Here is a 14,788-nt window from a genome sequence, read left to right as displayed (position 1 = left end):
GGGGATGCCTTCCGCTGGAAATTAGATAGAATCCGCTATAGTGAAGTTTATGGAATAAGCCACTATCAAAGGATAGCGGCTTATTCCATTCCAAAATTATGCGTATAGAGGGAATTTACTTGTTAATGCTGCCACTCGCTCATGCGCTTCCTTTTTCGTGTCTTCGTCTTCGTGGTTTTTAAGAAGTTTCGCGATGATGGATGCGATTTCTTTCATTTCTTCTTCTTTGAAACCGCGTGTTGTCACAGCTGGTGTACCGATACGGATGCCTGATGTGACAAATGGGCTTTCTGTATCGAACGGAATTGTGTTTTTATTGGCAGTGATGCCTACTTCATCGAGAACATGCTCTGCCACTTTACCAGTAAGGTTGAGTGAACGCAGGTTAATAAGCATAAGATGGTTGTCCGTACCACCTGAAACGATATCGATGCCTTCCGCCATTAAGGCTTCAGCAAGTGTTCTTGCATTGCTTTTCACTTGTTGGATATATGTTTTGAATTCAGGTTGCTGAGCTTCTCCGAATGCGACCGCTTTTGCTGCGATGACATGCATAAGAGGGCCGCCCTGTACGCCTGGAAAAATTGATTTGTCGATTTTCTTTGCAAATTCTTCTTTACAAAGAATCAGACCGCCGCGTGGGCCGCGTAGTGTTTTGTGTGTTGTAGACGTCACAAAATGTGCATGCGGAACTGGATTTGGATGCTCACCGACAGCGACTAGTCCAGCGATGTGCGCCATGTCAACGAATAGATACGCACCGACTTCGTCCGCAATTTCACGGAATTTAGCAAAGTCGATTTCTCGTGAATAGGCACTTGCGCCTGATACGATCATTTTCGGCTTGTGTTCAAGCGCTTTTTGGCGTACATCTTCATAGTCGATTTTCTCGTCTTCTTTACCAACACCGTATTCGACGAAGTTGTATAGTTCACCTGAGAAATTGACAGGACTTCCGTGCGTCAAGTGACCGCCATGGGAAAGGTTCATGCCGAGAACTGTGTCTCCTGGTTTGAGGGCAGTGAAGTATACAGCCATATTCGCTTGCGCACCCGAATGCGGTTGAACGTTTGCGTGTTCTGCGCCGAAAATTTCTTTCAGACGATCACGGGCGATGTTTTCAACGACATCGACGTGCTCACAACCACCGTAGTAGCGTTTACCTGGGTAACCTTCTGCATATTTGTTCGTAAGTACTGATCCTTGTGCTTCCATTACTGCAACAGAAACAAAGTTCTCAGATGCAATTAGCTCAATATTTGATTGTTGACGTCCTTTTTCTGCCATAATCGCTTTGTATACCGCTTCATCTTCACGTTTCACATTGTTCAATTCCATGTTCTCATTCCCCTTCTGTCTCTATTTTATAAACCGCACGTTCTCCGCCAATCAATTTGGGCCTTGTTGTAGCAACCGTAACAATTGCATCACCTATTTTCTTGACTGATGTACGTAATGGTACCGGCACCGGTTTAAGATGCATGCCAATTAGTGTTTGTCCAATATCAATCCCTGCGTCTGCCCGGATTGCTTCCACGACGACCGGGTCAGTCATTTGCTGATACGCATATGTAGACATCGATCCGCCCGCATATACTTGCGGAATTACGCTTACAGGCTCTAAGTTGAATTTCCTTGCTGCCTCGCGTTCAATTGTCAGCGCTCTGTTGATATGTTCGCAGCCTTGGAAAGCGAGGAACATATCGTGTTTATCAGCAAATCTCTTAAGAGGTTCATAGAGCGCTTCTCCGATAGCCAATGCGCCGCCGGTTCCGATACGGCTACCTTTAATTTCAGAAGTCGAGCAGCCGACGACAAATAATGATCCTGGAACAAAACTTGTCTGCTCGGCCATTTCCGTTAGTAGTTGTTCAAGTTGAAGCTTCCATAGATTGAATGCGTCCATTTCTGCTCACCCATCCTTTTTGCTTGTTTGTATCAGCTATCCAAATCCATTAATTTACCGATTCTACGTTCATGTCTTCCGCCTGCAAATGGTGTCTTTACCCAAGCTGAGACGATTTCCCTTGCTAGGCCTGCGCCGATTACACGTTCACCCATTGCAAGGACGTTGGAATCGTTATGTTCTCTTGTGGCTTTTGCACTGAAGACGTCATGGACAAGTGCACAGCGTATTCCTTTTACTTTATTCGCCGCAATCGACATACCGATGCCTGTTCCGCAAATAAGGATGCCGCGGTCATATTTACCCGACGCTACGCCTTCAGCAACAGGTGTTGCAAAGTCTGGGTAGTCGACAGAGTCGTCTGTTGACGGTCCTAAGTCTTCAAATTCTACACCAAGCTCAGCTAATAATTCGATGATTTCACGGCGAAGATTATTGCCGCCATGATCTGATGATATCGCGATTTTCACTGCGTCCCTCTTTTCTTAATATACTTACAACTCATTCTATCATTTATCTACAAAAAAAACACAGCCTCAACGTAAATTGAGGCTGAATTCTTATCAATGCTCCATCAGTTTCCGTTCAAGCACGTCGATATTCGCTGTAAGTTCTCTAAATGCATGGCGATACAATTCGATATCACCGCCGAACGGATCTTGCACGTCTTTTCTTTCATCAAGTTGTACATATTCCCTTAATGTAAATGCTTTCTGTAAAACTTCGGGATACAGTTGAAGAAGCGCGTATTTATGCCCTTCTGTCATTGTTAAAATGAGGTCTGCCCATTCAATGTCTTCGCTTGAAATGCGTCTTGAAAGCGGTGAATACGGCATTCCAGCTTCCTCTATAAGGCGTTTTGAATAGCTTGAAATCGGTATCCCGGGGCTTGCATGAAGACCAGCTGAACGAACTTTTATTTCCATATTATCTTTGGCTCTCAAAATAGCCTCCGCCATCGGGCTTCTACATGTATTTCCTGTACAAATGAAATAAATATTCAACTTAATTACCCACTTCCTATGGAATAACTGAAATCTATGCGAAAAAAATAATTAATTTCATCGAACGAATGATAATATGCCCATCGCAAGTAATGCCACCCCTGCAAAAATCCTTAATCCTTTTCCACTTGCCATTCTTACTTTCCTTTTAAACAGGAGGGTACCATAACCTAACGTGAAGGAAAAGAAACCCGATGCGAGAATAAACAAGATTTTATTCATATGAAGCATGCCAAATGACACACTTACCGAAAAAGTGTCCATGCACACTGCAAGCGCGATTAAAAAAGGGGGCATACGACCGATTGATGAATTATCCTCATCGGTTTGCAACAACATATGTATACCTATCAAGGCCAGTAATAATCCGGACAATATAGTACTCCACGCCGTGAAAATTTGAGCGGAAAGTTCACCTGCCAGAAATCCGAGTAAAGGGAAGATCATATTGAACATGGCTGTCCATAATGCAAGGACCAATTTCCCTTTCTTTATCCGCAAGAACATAAAGACGATAATTATATCGATGCTTGTAACGACGGCTGCAAACAACTCAATCATTGTGAAACCTCCCCGTTAGTGGCATAAGTTCAAACTTATACAACCTTACAGCCACGTTGTCCATCCTATGCGGTGTGCGGGGAGGCCATGCTTATTTTGTTTTGTTTATATACCGTTTACCGTCCGCTGCTTTTGTCAATCGATTCATGACCGCGGCACCGACACCCGTCATGTCCGTCTCTACAGCCAAAATGCTGTTCGCATCCGTCAAGTCACATTGGCGAAGCGCCCGGTACAAGTTAGCAGCCATTTTTTCATTGTCATGAAGAGGGCCACTTGCAAAATACCAATCGGCATCGGGAATATCGAATTCATCCGGACCGATAACAGCAACTTTTTCACCTTCATTTTGAAGGGCGGCAACCGCTTTCCTGATTTCATGTTCATCGGGTGCGATGACAAAAAGAGGTGCGGATGGCGCATAGTGCATGTATTTCATGCCAGGAGCCCGGGGAGCTTGGTCATCCACCACCTTACTTTCCATCTGCACGGGACCGATAACGTTTTCAATCATTTCCCGCGTTACACCACCCGGCCTCAAAATAGCGGGTGGTGTAACGGTCATGTCAAGAACGGTGGATTCGACGCCGACTCCTGTCTGTCCCCCGTCTAAAATCAGCGGGATGAAACCGTTCAAATCCGCGTGAACATGCGCCGCCTCAGTCGGACTCGGCTTACCGCTGCGATTTGCGCTTGGTGCGGCAAGTGGACCGCCAAGTGCCCGCAGAAGACCAAGCGCTACGGGATGATCGGGCATACGGATACCCACCGTTTCAACGCCAGGTGTTACATTCGGAGCGATAACGCCCGGAGTTTTGTGAAGGACGATTGTAAGTGGACCCGGCCAGAAAGCAGTCATCAGTTTTTCGGCGTCCTCTGTTATACCAGATGCATATTTTTGAACGTCTTCTATAGTACCAATATGTACGATCAGCGGATTGTCGGATGGTCTTCCTTTCGCTTTGAAGATCTTTTGCACAGCTTGTTCGTTCGTTGCAAGCGCGCCGAGACCGTAAACCGTCTCCGTCGGAAAGGCGACAACATCTCCATCTCTTAATATATCCACAGCTTGTTTATAATTATTTTTGTTATCCATAAAGTTATCCACGGAAGTTACTTTCGTTTCCATTCGATAAACCCCTCCTTATACACAATTTCTACTGTTTATCCACAATAGTTGTTGGTAACTTCATGCGAACAGCCCTTTTATCCACTCCCAGACGAAAAAAGTGACTTCTTCCTCTTCTTCTTTTTCAGTTTTATCTGGAAAACACAGCTTCGGAAATAGTGCACACCACCAGTTATCCCCACGTCCACTTCCAATTGTTAAAATATATGCATCGTACGCCGCTTGTGGATGGACGACAAAGCCCGATCGCTTCGCCGGGAATAGTGCATCAGAGCGCTCAAGTGTGACAGTCATGCCATTCGCCATTGAATTTGCTACTTCAAGAATCGATGTTTCGAGTGCCGCTAAGTTATCCCCAAGCTCTTCTTTTGTTTGAGACTTATTTACCGCATTGTTGATAAGTGGCGCAATTTCACGTTGGATCGCTTCTTTAACTTGCTGGTCAGCTGGCGCATCCGAGTGGGCAAGCAGACGGAATCGGATTGATTCTTCATCGACAGGGCCTGTTGTGAACAACGTCACTAAGGACTGGATGATAATGAGCACAATAATGAATTCTATATAGGGCATAACCTTTTCAAGTCTAGTTTTTGTTTTGATAATCTCATAATCTTGTAACATGTCTATCCCCTCCTACTCTGCATTGTTACCAAAGTGGGGAGGGTTTATACACAAGTCTCGCAAAATATCATTCGATCTTTGCCGTTGATATCCTTTACCGTTTCGATAACCGCTTCCGGGAAGGCTTCTGCGAATAACTTATGCACAGCAAGTCCTTGCAAATAGCCAATTTCCACGCCAATAAGGGCAGGTTTATTCATAATCGGCGGCAATGTTTTTGCTAGTTTCCTATAGAAGTAGAGTCCGTCTTCATCCGCAAATAACGCATGATGCGGTTCGTGATTGAGGACGGTGTCTGCCATTTGCTCGGCTTCGTCATGCGCAATATAAGGCGGGTTCGATAAGACGACATCCCATTTTTCTTGCATGATGGGTGCCGCAAGATCGCCTTGTAGGAAGCGGATTTCAGCGCCTAGTGCCGCAGCGTTGTGCTTTGCAACATTCAGGGATTGGTCGCTGATGTCCGTTGCGGTGACAATTGCTTCAGGCCACTCTTTTTTGAATGAAACCCCGATGGCCCCGCTACCAGTGCCGATATCAGCAACTTTGATTGCTTTATGATCGAAGATTTTTTGGCTGCGCTTGATAGCTTCGTAAACAAGTTCTTCTGTTTCGGGACGCGGGATGAGGACGTGTTCATTGACCTCGAAACGGTGACCGTAGAAGTATTCCTGACCTATCACATATTGAACGGGCTTTCCTTCCAGCAGTTCACCAGTTTTATCCCAAAAGGCTTTATGTTGTTCTTCACTTAGCGGTTCCCGCAAGTCAACAAGAAATGCTGCACCCGTTTTTTGTGTGATGAATTCCATTAGAATTCGCGCTGTATGTGGTTCAAGCCCTTTTTCCGTCAATAAAGAAGAGGCCCTATTTAGCGACTCGTACATTTTTTCAGTCATTGCGATCCAAACTTTCTAGGCGATGAGCCTGCTCTTCCATAATGAGCGTGTCGATGACTTCATCCAATTTGCCTTCGATAATCTGATCGAGTTTTTGAATTGTCAAACCGATGCGATGATCAGTCACACGGTTTTGCGGGAAATTATACGTACGTATCCGTTCAGAACGGTCACCTGTTCCGACAGCGGATTTCCGTTTTTCATCGTATTTAGCTTGTGCTTCTTGCGTGAATTTATCGGAAATACGGGCACGAAGGACTTTCATCGCTTTTTCTTTGTTTTTAATCTGTGATTTCTCGTCTTGGATGGAGACGGTGATGCCAGTTGGTAAATGCGTAAGGCGGACGGCAGACATTGTTGTGTTGACGGATTGACCGCCTGGGCCTGATGATGCAAATGTGTCTGTTCGGATATCTTTTTCATGGATATTGATTTCGACTTCTTCTGCTTCTGGTAAACAAGCGACGGTGGCTGTAGATGTATGGGTTCTTCCGCCCGATTCCGTTTCCGGTACACGCTGTACGCGGTGTGCGCCGTTTTCGAATTTCAGTTTGGAATAGGCACCATTGCCATTGATGAGGAAAATGATTTCTTTGAAACCGCCCAGTTCTGTTGGCGAGGAATCCATTACTTCCACTTTCCAGTTGTTCATTTCAGCGTAGCGGCTGTACATGCGGAATAGGTTACCCGCGAATAGTGCGGCCTCGTCACCACCAGCTGCTCCGCGGATTTCCATAATGACGTTTTTGTTGTCATTCGGGTCTTTCGGGATCAGCAATACTTTCAACTGCGCTTCAAGTGTCTCAATTTGTTCACTGAGTTCGGTCACTTCCATTTTGACAAGTTCTTTCATTTCCTCGTCAAGCGGCTCGTTTAGCATGTCTTTCGCGTTTTCCAATTGTGTTTTGATGTCCTTGTATTCACGATAGGTTTCCACCGTTTTTTGCATACCGGATTGTTCTTTGGAGTATTCACGTAGCTTCGTAATGTCGCTTACAACATCCGGATCACTGAGCATCTCGGTTAACTGGTCGTATCGGTCTTCTACTGCTTGAAGTCTATCAAACATTGTGTACACCTCATTTTCAGGACTATTTTGTACGTTCATTGTACGGGAATTGGTGCAGTAAATACAGTTTTTTTGCTGATTGTTTGCGTTTGGGCGTTACCTCTTAGCGTTTAAGCGGGGACTCGCGGTGTTTGAGCACGGACCCACAATGTTTGAGCGCGGACTCGCGGTGTTTGAGCGCGGACTTGCAGTGTTTGAGCGCGAACTCGCAATGTTTGAGCGCGAACTCGCAATGTTTGAGCGCGGACTCGCAGTGTTTGAGCGCGAACTCGCGGTGTTTGAGCGCGAACTCGCAATGTTTGAGCGCGGACTTGCAGTGTTTGAGCGCGAACTCGCGGTGTTTGAGCGCGAACTCGCAATGTTTGAGCGCGAACTCGCGGTGTTTGAGCGCGGACTCGCAATGTTTGAGCGCGAACTCGCGGTGTTTGAGCGCGGACTCGCAGTGTTTGAGCGCGGACTCGCAATGTTTGAGCGCGAACTCGTAATGTTTGAGCGCGGACTCGCGGTGTTTGAGCGCGAACTCGCGGTGTTTGAGCGCGAACTCGCGGTGTTTGAGCGCAAACTCGCAATGTTTGAGCGCGGACTTGCAGTGTTTGAGCGCGGACTCGCAATGTTTGAGCGCGACTACATAACGTTCGAGCGGGAACTTCGCAACATTCTCCGCCAAATCCCACAAACACCTCTTCATAAGAAAGCCCGTCCATGGTTGTTGGACGGGCTAAATCAGGAATTAGCTTTCAGCGGTTGCTGCGGCGGAAATGCCTTTGGGGACTTGGTGATGGTTGCGGCATCTTGGCTCGTATGCTTCTGCAGCTCCGACAAGGATAACCGGGTCGGCATAGCCTGCTGGCGTTCCGTTAATGAGCCGTTGTGTTCTGCTTGAAGGTGAGCCGCATACTGTGCAAACGGCTTGCAGTTTAGTTACGAGTTCAGCGATTGCCATCAGCCTTGGCATCGGTCCGAAGGGTTCGCCTCGGAAGTCCTGGTCGAGCCCGGCGACGATTACCCGGAATCCACGATCTGCCAATTCCATTACTACGTCGACAATGCCGTCATCGAAGAATTGTGCTTCATCGATGGCGATGACGTCATAGTCTTCGCGGATGAATTCACGGATATCGGTTGAGTTTGCAATGGGGCTTGCAATGACTGTGGTGCCATCATGGCTAACGACGGCTTCTTCACTGTAGCGGTCATCGATTTCCGGTTTGAACACTGCTATTTTTTGTTTGGCGAACTGGGACCGTCTGATCCGGCGAATCAATTCTTCCGATTTCCCCGAAAACATACTGCCACATATCACTTCAATCCAGCCGCCTTGCATAGTTACGTACATGGTTGTTCCCCTTCCGTTCATTTATAATCGTCTATATAGTCGGTACTTAACAAATAGAATGTTATTCCAACATCGCTTTGTCGCTAGATTTATTCGTTATATTGGTGAGGTATCTACTTGATTAAATCTAAATAAATAGTGCCGAATATATAGCGTTTTTTCTTGTTGGTTTATGAATTCTTATCATACCCGAAAAGTTGTTGAATTGGACGTCTTTTATTTAAACTTATAGTATGTTATTGGATTGATTTCACAAAGAAAATACCCGCCCGGCGCTTGAGCACCTGACGGGTATTGAGAAGAAATTACTCTTCTTCGCGACCTTCTTCTTTGAGGCCATATTTTTTGTTGAAACGGTCGACACGGCCGTCCGCTTGAGCAAATTTTTGGCGTCCAGTGTAGAATGGGTGACAGTCCGAACAAACTTCAATTCGGATATCATCTTTTACAGAACCTGTTTCGAATGTGTTTCCACATGAACAAGTGACAGTTGCAACTTTATAAGCTGGATGAATTCCTGCTTTCATCAATCTCTCTCCTCTCGCCCTGGACCATCTGGAACAGAGTTTGTATTATAGGGATATTGCAAAGACTGATGCCTTACACGACCCGTTAATGTCAGCCGTATATGCAGCAGATGGCATTTACCATATACGTTTAGTATACCAAATTGTCTTCTGCTTTGCAACTTTTTCAAATGTGGATTTCATATTGAAATAAAGGGTTTCCATTGAATCCGCTGTGGCGCTTGGGGATGCCTCCCGCAATAAGCCGGACAGCTGCGCCGTCAGTCTTATTGCTTCGGCTACCCCTGTTAAGGCGCCTGCGCTGGTTTGTATCACACCCAGTGCCGGTCAGTTCATTATAATAATCCTTTGCCGCCTCGTTGGTTTTTCATGTCCTCGTTGAGTTTGTCAAAGAATTCTTCGTTGGTTTTTGTTTGACGTAGTTTCTTTAGGAAACGTTCTGCAAAGTCGTGCGAGTCTGAGAATGTTTTACGGATTGCCCACAGTCTTTCGATTTGGTCGGGTGGAATAAGTAGTTCTTCTTTCCGGGTGCCTGAGCGGCGGATGTCGAGTGCCGGGAAGATTCGGCGTTCTGCAAGATGGCGATCCAGGTGGAGTTCCATGTTGCCTGTCCCTTTGAACTCTTCGTAGATAACTTCATCCATACGTGAACCCGTGTCAATCAGTGCAGTTGCAAGTATTGTTAAACTTCCACCTTCTTCGAGATTACGAGCTGCTCCGAAGAAACGTTTTGGCCGGTGGAATGCAGCTGGATCGATACCGCCGGAAAGTGTACGTCCGCTTGGCGGAATGATAAGGTTGTATGCCCGTGCAAGTCGCGTGATAGAGTCCATTAAGATGACGACATCGCGTTTATGCTCGACGAGTCGCATTGCACGTTCCAGTACGAGTTCCGCCACTTTTACGTGATTTTCGGGTACTTCATCAAACGTTGAACTGACGACATCGGCTTTGACGGAACGCTCGATATCGGTTACTTCTTCCGGACGTTCATCGATTAACAATACGATAAGCTCCGCATCTGGATGATTCGTTGTGATGGAATTCGCAATTTCTTTCAATAACAACGTTTTCCCTGCTTTAGGCGGGGCGACGATTAAACCGCGTTGACCGAAACCTACAGGTGACACGAGGTCCATGATACGTGTCGATAACTTGGCTGGATCTGTTTCAAGTTTAATATGACGATCGGGATAAAGCGGTGTAAGTGCAGGAAAATGTACACGTTCGCGTGCCACTTCGGGATCTTCACCATTTACTGCTTCCACTTGAAGGAGTCCATAATAGCGTTCCGATTCCTTCGGAGGACGAACTTTCCCCGCGACTTTATCACCATTGCGAAGATCGAAACGGCGGATTTGTGAAGCGGATATATAAATATCTTCAGAGCTTGGGGAGTAATTGATTGGGCGTAGGAATCCGTAACCTTCCGATTGGATGATTTCAAGAACCCCTTCCATGAAGAAATACCCTTCCTGCTCAGCTCTTGTCTTTAGTATTGAGAAGATTAGTTCTCTTTTAGTTAGTTTGCTGTAATAAGCAATTTTATATTCTTTAGCGAGGGCATATAACTCTTTTAATGTCATATTTTCCAGCGCCGACAGCGTCAGTATTGTCATTTTTCGCACCACTCTTTTAGTTGATGGGTATACGGGTAGAGGTTTTCTAATCATTCGGTAAGCGTTATACAGGTTATTCCTGCATAAAGGAAGACGCCCGGCGGTTAGCCAGGCGATGAGGTATTCAGTCTTGCATAACGAGCAGAGGTTTTTTCTTCATGCTGTGACGACCTTCCACGAATCGGACTGTGCCCGATTTGGAACGCATGACAAGTGAGTGCGTCTCACTATATCCGCCTTTAAATTGTACACCGCGAAGTAATTCACCGTCAGTTACACCTGTTGCAGCAAAGATTGCATCGTCCCCTTTGACAAGGTCGTCCATGTAAAGCACTTTGCTTACATCGATGCCCATCTTCTCGCAACGTTCGCGTTCTGCATCATCTGAAGGTACGAGACGACCTTGGATTTCGCCGCCAAGACATTTGAGTCCAACCGCCGCGATAACGCCTTCCGGTGCACCGCCAAGTCCGAACAAGATGTCTACTCCCGTATCGTCGAATGCCGTATTAATGGCAGCTGCAACATCGCCGTCGTTGATGAGTTTGATGCGTGCGCCTGCAGCACGGATTTCTTCAATGATTCCTGCATGACGTTCTCTATTCAAAACAGTGGCAACAACGTCACCGATGTCTTTATTTTTCGCCTTAGCAACAGCGTGAAGATTGTCTGTTACGGATGCGTCAATATCAACTTTACCGACCGCAGCAGGGCCGACTGCAATTTTATCCATATACATATCCGGTGCGTGAAGAAGATTGCCTTTATCGGCGATTGCTATAACAGCAAGTGCATTCCAGCCGCCCGCCGCAACAATATTTGTTCCTTCAAGAGGATCTACCGCTACGTCCACTAAAGGACCGGTACCCGTTCCGAGTTCTTCACCTATATATAGCATCGGCGCTTCATCCATCTCGCCTTCGCCAATTACAACGATACCTTGCATTGGGATCGTATCAAAAACTGTACGCATTGCAGTAGTTGCTGCGTCGTCCGCTTCATTCTTCAAACCGCGTCCCATCCAGCGTGCAGCTGAAACTGCTGCCGCTTCTGTGACACGAACTAATTCCATCGATAAACTGCGTTCCATTTTTGTTCCTCCCGTTTCACGGTGAACCCGTAAGTTTTAGTGCTCAATTTAATTATAGCATAATCTTTTGTAGCACTTGGCCCTTCATTTGTCAGCGGCCGGTTTTTCAGGAATAGATATTTTTCGAATATCCGCCCCGATTCCTTGGAGTTTTGCGATTAATGAACTGTATCCACGTTCGATATGTTGAATTTCCTGTACTTCCGTTTCCCCATCTGCGATGAGTCCTGCAATAACAAGCGCTGCGCCTGCACGCAGATCGGAAGCACGAACAGTGGCTGCTTGGAGAGGTGTTGGTCCTGACAAAATTGCTGCCCGACCTTCAACTCGTGCATCTGCATTCATCCTACGCAACTCGTCAAGCTGCTTGAAACGGGCGGAATATACTGTATCCGTTATAACTGATGATCCGATTGCCTGTGTAAGTAGAACGGAAAATGGTTGCTGCAAGTCTGTTGGAAAACCTGGATAGACGAGCGTTTTCACATCGACTGCATGCAAGTTCTCCGACTTCGGAATAAAGATCTGTTCTTCACCTTCAACGATATTAACGCCCATTTCACGCAACTTCGCCGTCAGCGCTTCCACATGGAACGGGATAACATTATCAATTGTAATTCCATCGCCTGCAGTCGCAGCCATAATCATAAACGTACCCGCTTCAATTCGATCCGGGATAATCGTATGCTTTGTTCCGTGGAGCTTTTCGACACCTTCAATCCGGATCACGTTCGTTCCAGCACCTTTAATGTTAGCGCCCATGTTCGATAGTAAAGTTGCTACATCTACAATCTCAGGTTCTTTTGCGGCGTTTTCAATTGTCGTGCGTCCTTTTGCCAGGACCGCTGCAAGCATAATATTGATAGTCGCGCCAACGCTGACAACGTCCAAGTAAATTTTAGCGCCGCGAAGTTCCTCTGCACGTAAATAGATGGCGCCATGCTCATTTGTTACTTTCGCTCCGAGTGCTTCAAAGCCTTTGATATGCTGATCAATCGGGCGCGGGCCTAAATGGCAGCCACCCGGCAACCCAATGACCGCGTTCTTGAATCTTCCAAGCATTGCACCCATTAAATAATAAGATGCACGAAGTTTTTTCACGTTGCCGTTTGGAAGAGGCATAGCAATCATATTCGTTGGATCAATACTCATTTTCCCAGCATCAAAATCCACTTTCCCACCGATGTCCTCCAATAACTCCTGAAGGATTGCTACATCTGAAATCTCCGGTAATCCCTCGATCGTTACGAGTGAATCCGCCAAGATTGAGGCAGGAATAAGGGCGACAGCACTGTTTTTTGCACCACTCACTTTAATCGTTCCTTGTAGTGGTTTACCGCCTTTTATTTTATAAACATCCATAAAACTTCTCCTTTAGTGCATTACTTGTTCTTTCTAGTTTCCCAGTCGGCAAGAAATGCTTCAATCCCTTTGTCCGTCAGCGGGTGTTTGAAAAGCTGTGTCAGCACTTTGAACGGCGTAGTTGCAATATGGGCCCCTTGAAGCGCTGCATCTGTTATATGCTGAGGACTGCGGATTGATGCTGCGATAATTTCCGTATCCATGTCGTGAATGGTGAAAATATCTGCAATCGTTCCGATCAAATTTATACCATCTTGCCCGATGTCATCGAGTCTACCTAGGAACGGCGACACGTATGTAGCACCTGCACGCGCGGCTAGAAGTGCTTGGTTTGCACTGAAAATTAGTGTGACATTCGTTTTAATACCTTCATTTCTGAACACGGAACAAGCTTTCAGTCCTTCAGGCGTCATTGGTAGTTTCACAGTAATATTCGGAGCGATTTTCGCAAGTTCGCGTCCTTCTTCAATCATTCCTTTTGCATCTAGGGCGATAACTTCCGCACTGACAGACCCGGGAACGAGTGCTGCGATTTCACGTAAACGTTCGTGGAAGGGTACATCTTCTTTAGCCACCAGGGATGGATTTGTTGTAACGCCTGATAAAATGCCCCAACTATGCGCTTCTTTAATCTCTTCGAAATTTGCTGTGTCAATGAAAAACTTCATGAATAGCTCCCCCTAATTTGGAATGGAAAAGAAGGGAATACATCTTCATCGGATGCTTCCCCCTTCCTTTCCCCAATCGTTTTTACGCTTTTTGCGAGCTTCCGAATTCACGCATTTTGCCGATAACCGTTTTTTTAATGGCATCGCGCATCGGCGTCAAGTATTTCCGTGGATCGTATACTTCGGCATCCGCAGCAAGTTTTTCGCGAACAGCTTTCGTTCCTTCAATTTGGTTTTCTGTATTGACATTTATTTTAGACGTGCCTAGTGAAATAGAACGTTGGATATCTTTCGTCGGGATTCCTGTTCCACCATGTAAGACGAGTGGTAAGTCGGATTGTTTCGAGATTTCCTCCATCTCTTCGAATCCAAGGTTCGGTTCACCTTTATACGGTCCATGTACGGAGCCAAGTGCAGGCGCTAGGCAATCAATTCCTGTATTATCCACAAGTTGTTTGCATTCTGCCGGATCCGCATAGATAACGCCTTCCGCAATCGTATCGTCTTCCTGGCCGCCTACGACACCTAGTTCCGCTTCCACAGAAACAGAACGTGCATGAGCATATTCAACAACACTTTTTGTAATTTCAATATTTTCCGCAAGCGGTTTAGCTGAAGCGTCAATCATAACGGAAGTGAAACCCGCGTCAATCGCTTCAACACATTTTTCATAGCTTGAGCCATGATCCAAATGGATGGCAACGGGAACAGTAATTTTATAGTCAATCATAAGGCCCTTCACGATGTGGACAACTGTTGTAAATCCACCAATATATCGTGCTGCACCTTCTGAAACACCAAGGATGACGGGCGATTGCTCTTCCTGCGCGGCTTGTAGAATAGCCTGTGTGTACTCCAGATTATTGATATTGAATTGACCAATTGCATATCCTTCTTTTTTCCCTTTAATCATCATTTCTTTCATCGAAACAAGTGCCATGCAAATTCCTCCTTCGGAAATTGAACTATCTATAATAAAGTCATCTTTCACTTATAT

At 46.0% G+C, this 14,788-nt stretch carries 17 protein-coding genes; all 17 read right to left on the bottom strand.

Going from position 1 to position 14,788, the window contains the following annotated elements; all coding sequences use genetic code 11:
- Positions 1–96 precede the first annotated feature (96 nt).
- A complete protein-coding gene (locus FILTAD_RS01845) occupies positions 97–1,338 on the bottom strand; it encodes a serine hydroxymethyltransferase (protein WP_124068799.1) in 1,242 nt (413 codons plus the stop codon).
- Between the two features lie 4 nt (positions 1,339–1,342).
- Entirely contained in the window at positions 1,343–1,906 is a 564-nt protein-coding gene (locus FILTAD_RS01840) for a TIGR01440 family protein (protein ID WP_124068798.1), read from the bottom strand.
- 32 nt (positions 1,907–1,938) lie between these two features.
- Positions 1,939–2,376, bottom strand: coding sequence for a ribose 5-phosphate isomerase B (gene rpiB / locus FILTAD_RS01835; protein WP_124068797.1), 438 nt, complete (start codon positions 2,374–2,376; stop codon positions 1,939–1,941).
- Positions 2,377–2,469: 93 nt separating this feature from the next.
- Positions 2,470–2,910: a low molecular weight protein arginine phosphatase gene (locus FILTAD_RS01830; protein ID WP_124068796.1), complete on the bottom strand. Its 441-nt coding sequence runs from the start codon at positions 2,908–2,910 to the stop codon at positions 2,470–2,472.
- Between the two features lie 57 nt (positions 2,911–2,967).
- A complete protein-coding gene (locus FILTAD_RS01825) occupies positions 2,968–3,471 on the bottom strand; it encodes a manganese efflux pump MntP (protein ID WP_124068795.1) in 504 nt (167 codons plus the stop codon).
- 91 nt (positions 3,472–3,562) lie between these two features.
- Positions 3,563–4,600, bottom strand: a complete 1,038-nt coding sequence (locus FILTAD_RS01820) for an L-threonylcarbamoyladenylate synthase (protein WP_124068794.1) — start codon at positions 4,598–4,600, stop codon at positions 3,563–3,565.
- 60 nt (positions 4,601–4,660) lie between these two features.
- Positions 4,661–5,221: a stage II sporulation protein R gene (locus tag FILTAD_RS01815; RefSeq protein ID WP_124068793.1), complete on the bottom strand. Its 561-nt coding sequence runs from the start codon at positions 5,219–5,221 to the stop codon at positions 4,661–4,663.
- A gap of 44 nt (positions 5,222–5,265) precedes the next feature.
- Positions 5,266–6,120: a peptide chain release factor N(5)-glutamine methyltransferase gene (gene prmC / locus FILTAD_RS01810; protein WP_124068792.1), complete on the bottom strand. Its 855-nt coding sequence runs from the start codon at positions 6,118–6,120 to the stop codon at positions 5,266–5,268.
- Positions 6,113–7,189 (bottom strand): peptide chain release factor 1, encoded by a 1,077-nt coding sequence (prfA, locus tag FILTAD_RS01805; protein ID WP_124068791.1) that lies wholly within the window; start codon positions 7,187–7,189, stop codon positions 6,113–6,115. The genes prmC and prfA overlap by 8 nt, the downstream gene beginning before the upstream one ends.
- A gap of 103 nt (positions 7,190–7,292) precedes the next feature.
- A complete protein-coding gene (smbP, locus tag FILTAD_RS01800) occupies positions 7,293–7,856 on the bottom strand; it encodes a small metal-binding protein SmbP (RefSeq protein WP_160117546.1) in 564 nt (187 codons plus the stop codon).
- Between the two features lie 63 nt (positions 7,857–7,919).
- Positions 7,920–8,525, bottom strand: a complete 606-nt coding sequence (locus FILTAD_RS01795) for a thymidine kinase (protein ID WP_124068789.1) — start codon at positions 8,523–8,525, stop codon at positions 7,920–7,922.
- A gap of 305 nt (positions 8,526–8,830) precedes the next feature.
- Positions 8,831–9,052 carry a 50S ribosomal protein L31 gene (gene rpmE, locus FILTAD_RS01790; RefSeq protein WP_124068788.1) on the bottom strand — a complete coding sequence of 74 codons (222 nt, stop codon included), beginning with the start codon at positions 9,050–9,052 and terminating at the stop codon, positions 8,831–8,833.
- 335 nt (positions 9,053–9,387) lie between these two features.
- Positions 9,388–10,671, bottom strand: a complete 1,284-nt coding sequence (gene rho, locus FILTAD_RS01785) for a transcription termination factor Rho (RefSeq protein WP_124068787.1) — start codon at positions 10,669–10,671, stop codon at positions 9,388–9,390.
- 124 nt (positions 10,672–10,795) lie between these two features.
- A complete protein-coding gene (gene glpX, locus FILTAD_RS01780) occupies positions 10,796–11,761 on the bottom strand; it encodes a class II fructose-bisphosphatase (RefSeq protein WP_124068786.1) in 966 nt (321 codons plus the stop codon).
- A gap of 84 nt (positions 11,762–11,845) precedes the next feature.
- Positions 11,846–13,123: a UDP-N-acetylglucosamine 1-carboxyvinyltransferase gene (gene murA, locus FILTAD_RS01775; protein WP_124068785.1), complete on the bottom strand. Its 1,278-nt coding sequence runs from the start codon at positions 13,121–13,123 to the stop codon at positions 11,846–11,848.
- 20 nt (positions 13,124–13,143) lie between these two features.
- Entirely contained in the window at positions 13,144–13,791 is a 648-nt protein-coding gene (gene fsa / locus FILTAD_RS01770; RefSeq protein ID WP_124068784.1) for a fructose-6-phosphate aldolase, read from the bottom strand.
- An 82-nt stretch (positions 13,792–13,873) separates the two neighbouring features.
- The gene (locus FILTAD_RS01765) at positions 13,874–14,731 is read right to left on the bottom strand and encodes a class II fructose-bisphosphate aldolase (protein ID WP_124068837.1); all 858 of its coding nucleotides are present in this window, start codon (positions 14,729–14,731) and stop codon (positions 13,874–13,876) included.
- Positions 14,732–14,788: the final 57 nt, after the last annotated feature.

Origin of the sequence: Filibacter tadaridae (assembly GCF_900609045.1) — a bacterium.
GTDB classification, from domain to species: domain Bacteria; phylum Bacillota; class Bacilli; order Bacillales_A; family Planococcaceae; genus Sporosarcina; species Sporosarcina tadaridae.
Note: the sequence above shows the minus strand (reverse complement) of the source record. Positions and strands in the feature narration are given on the sequence as shown.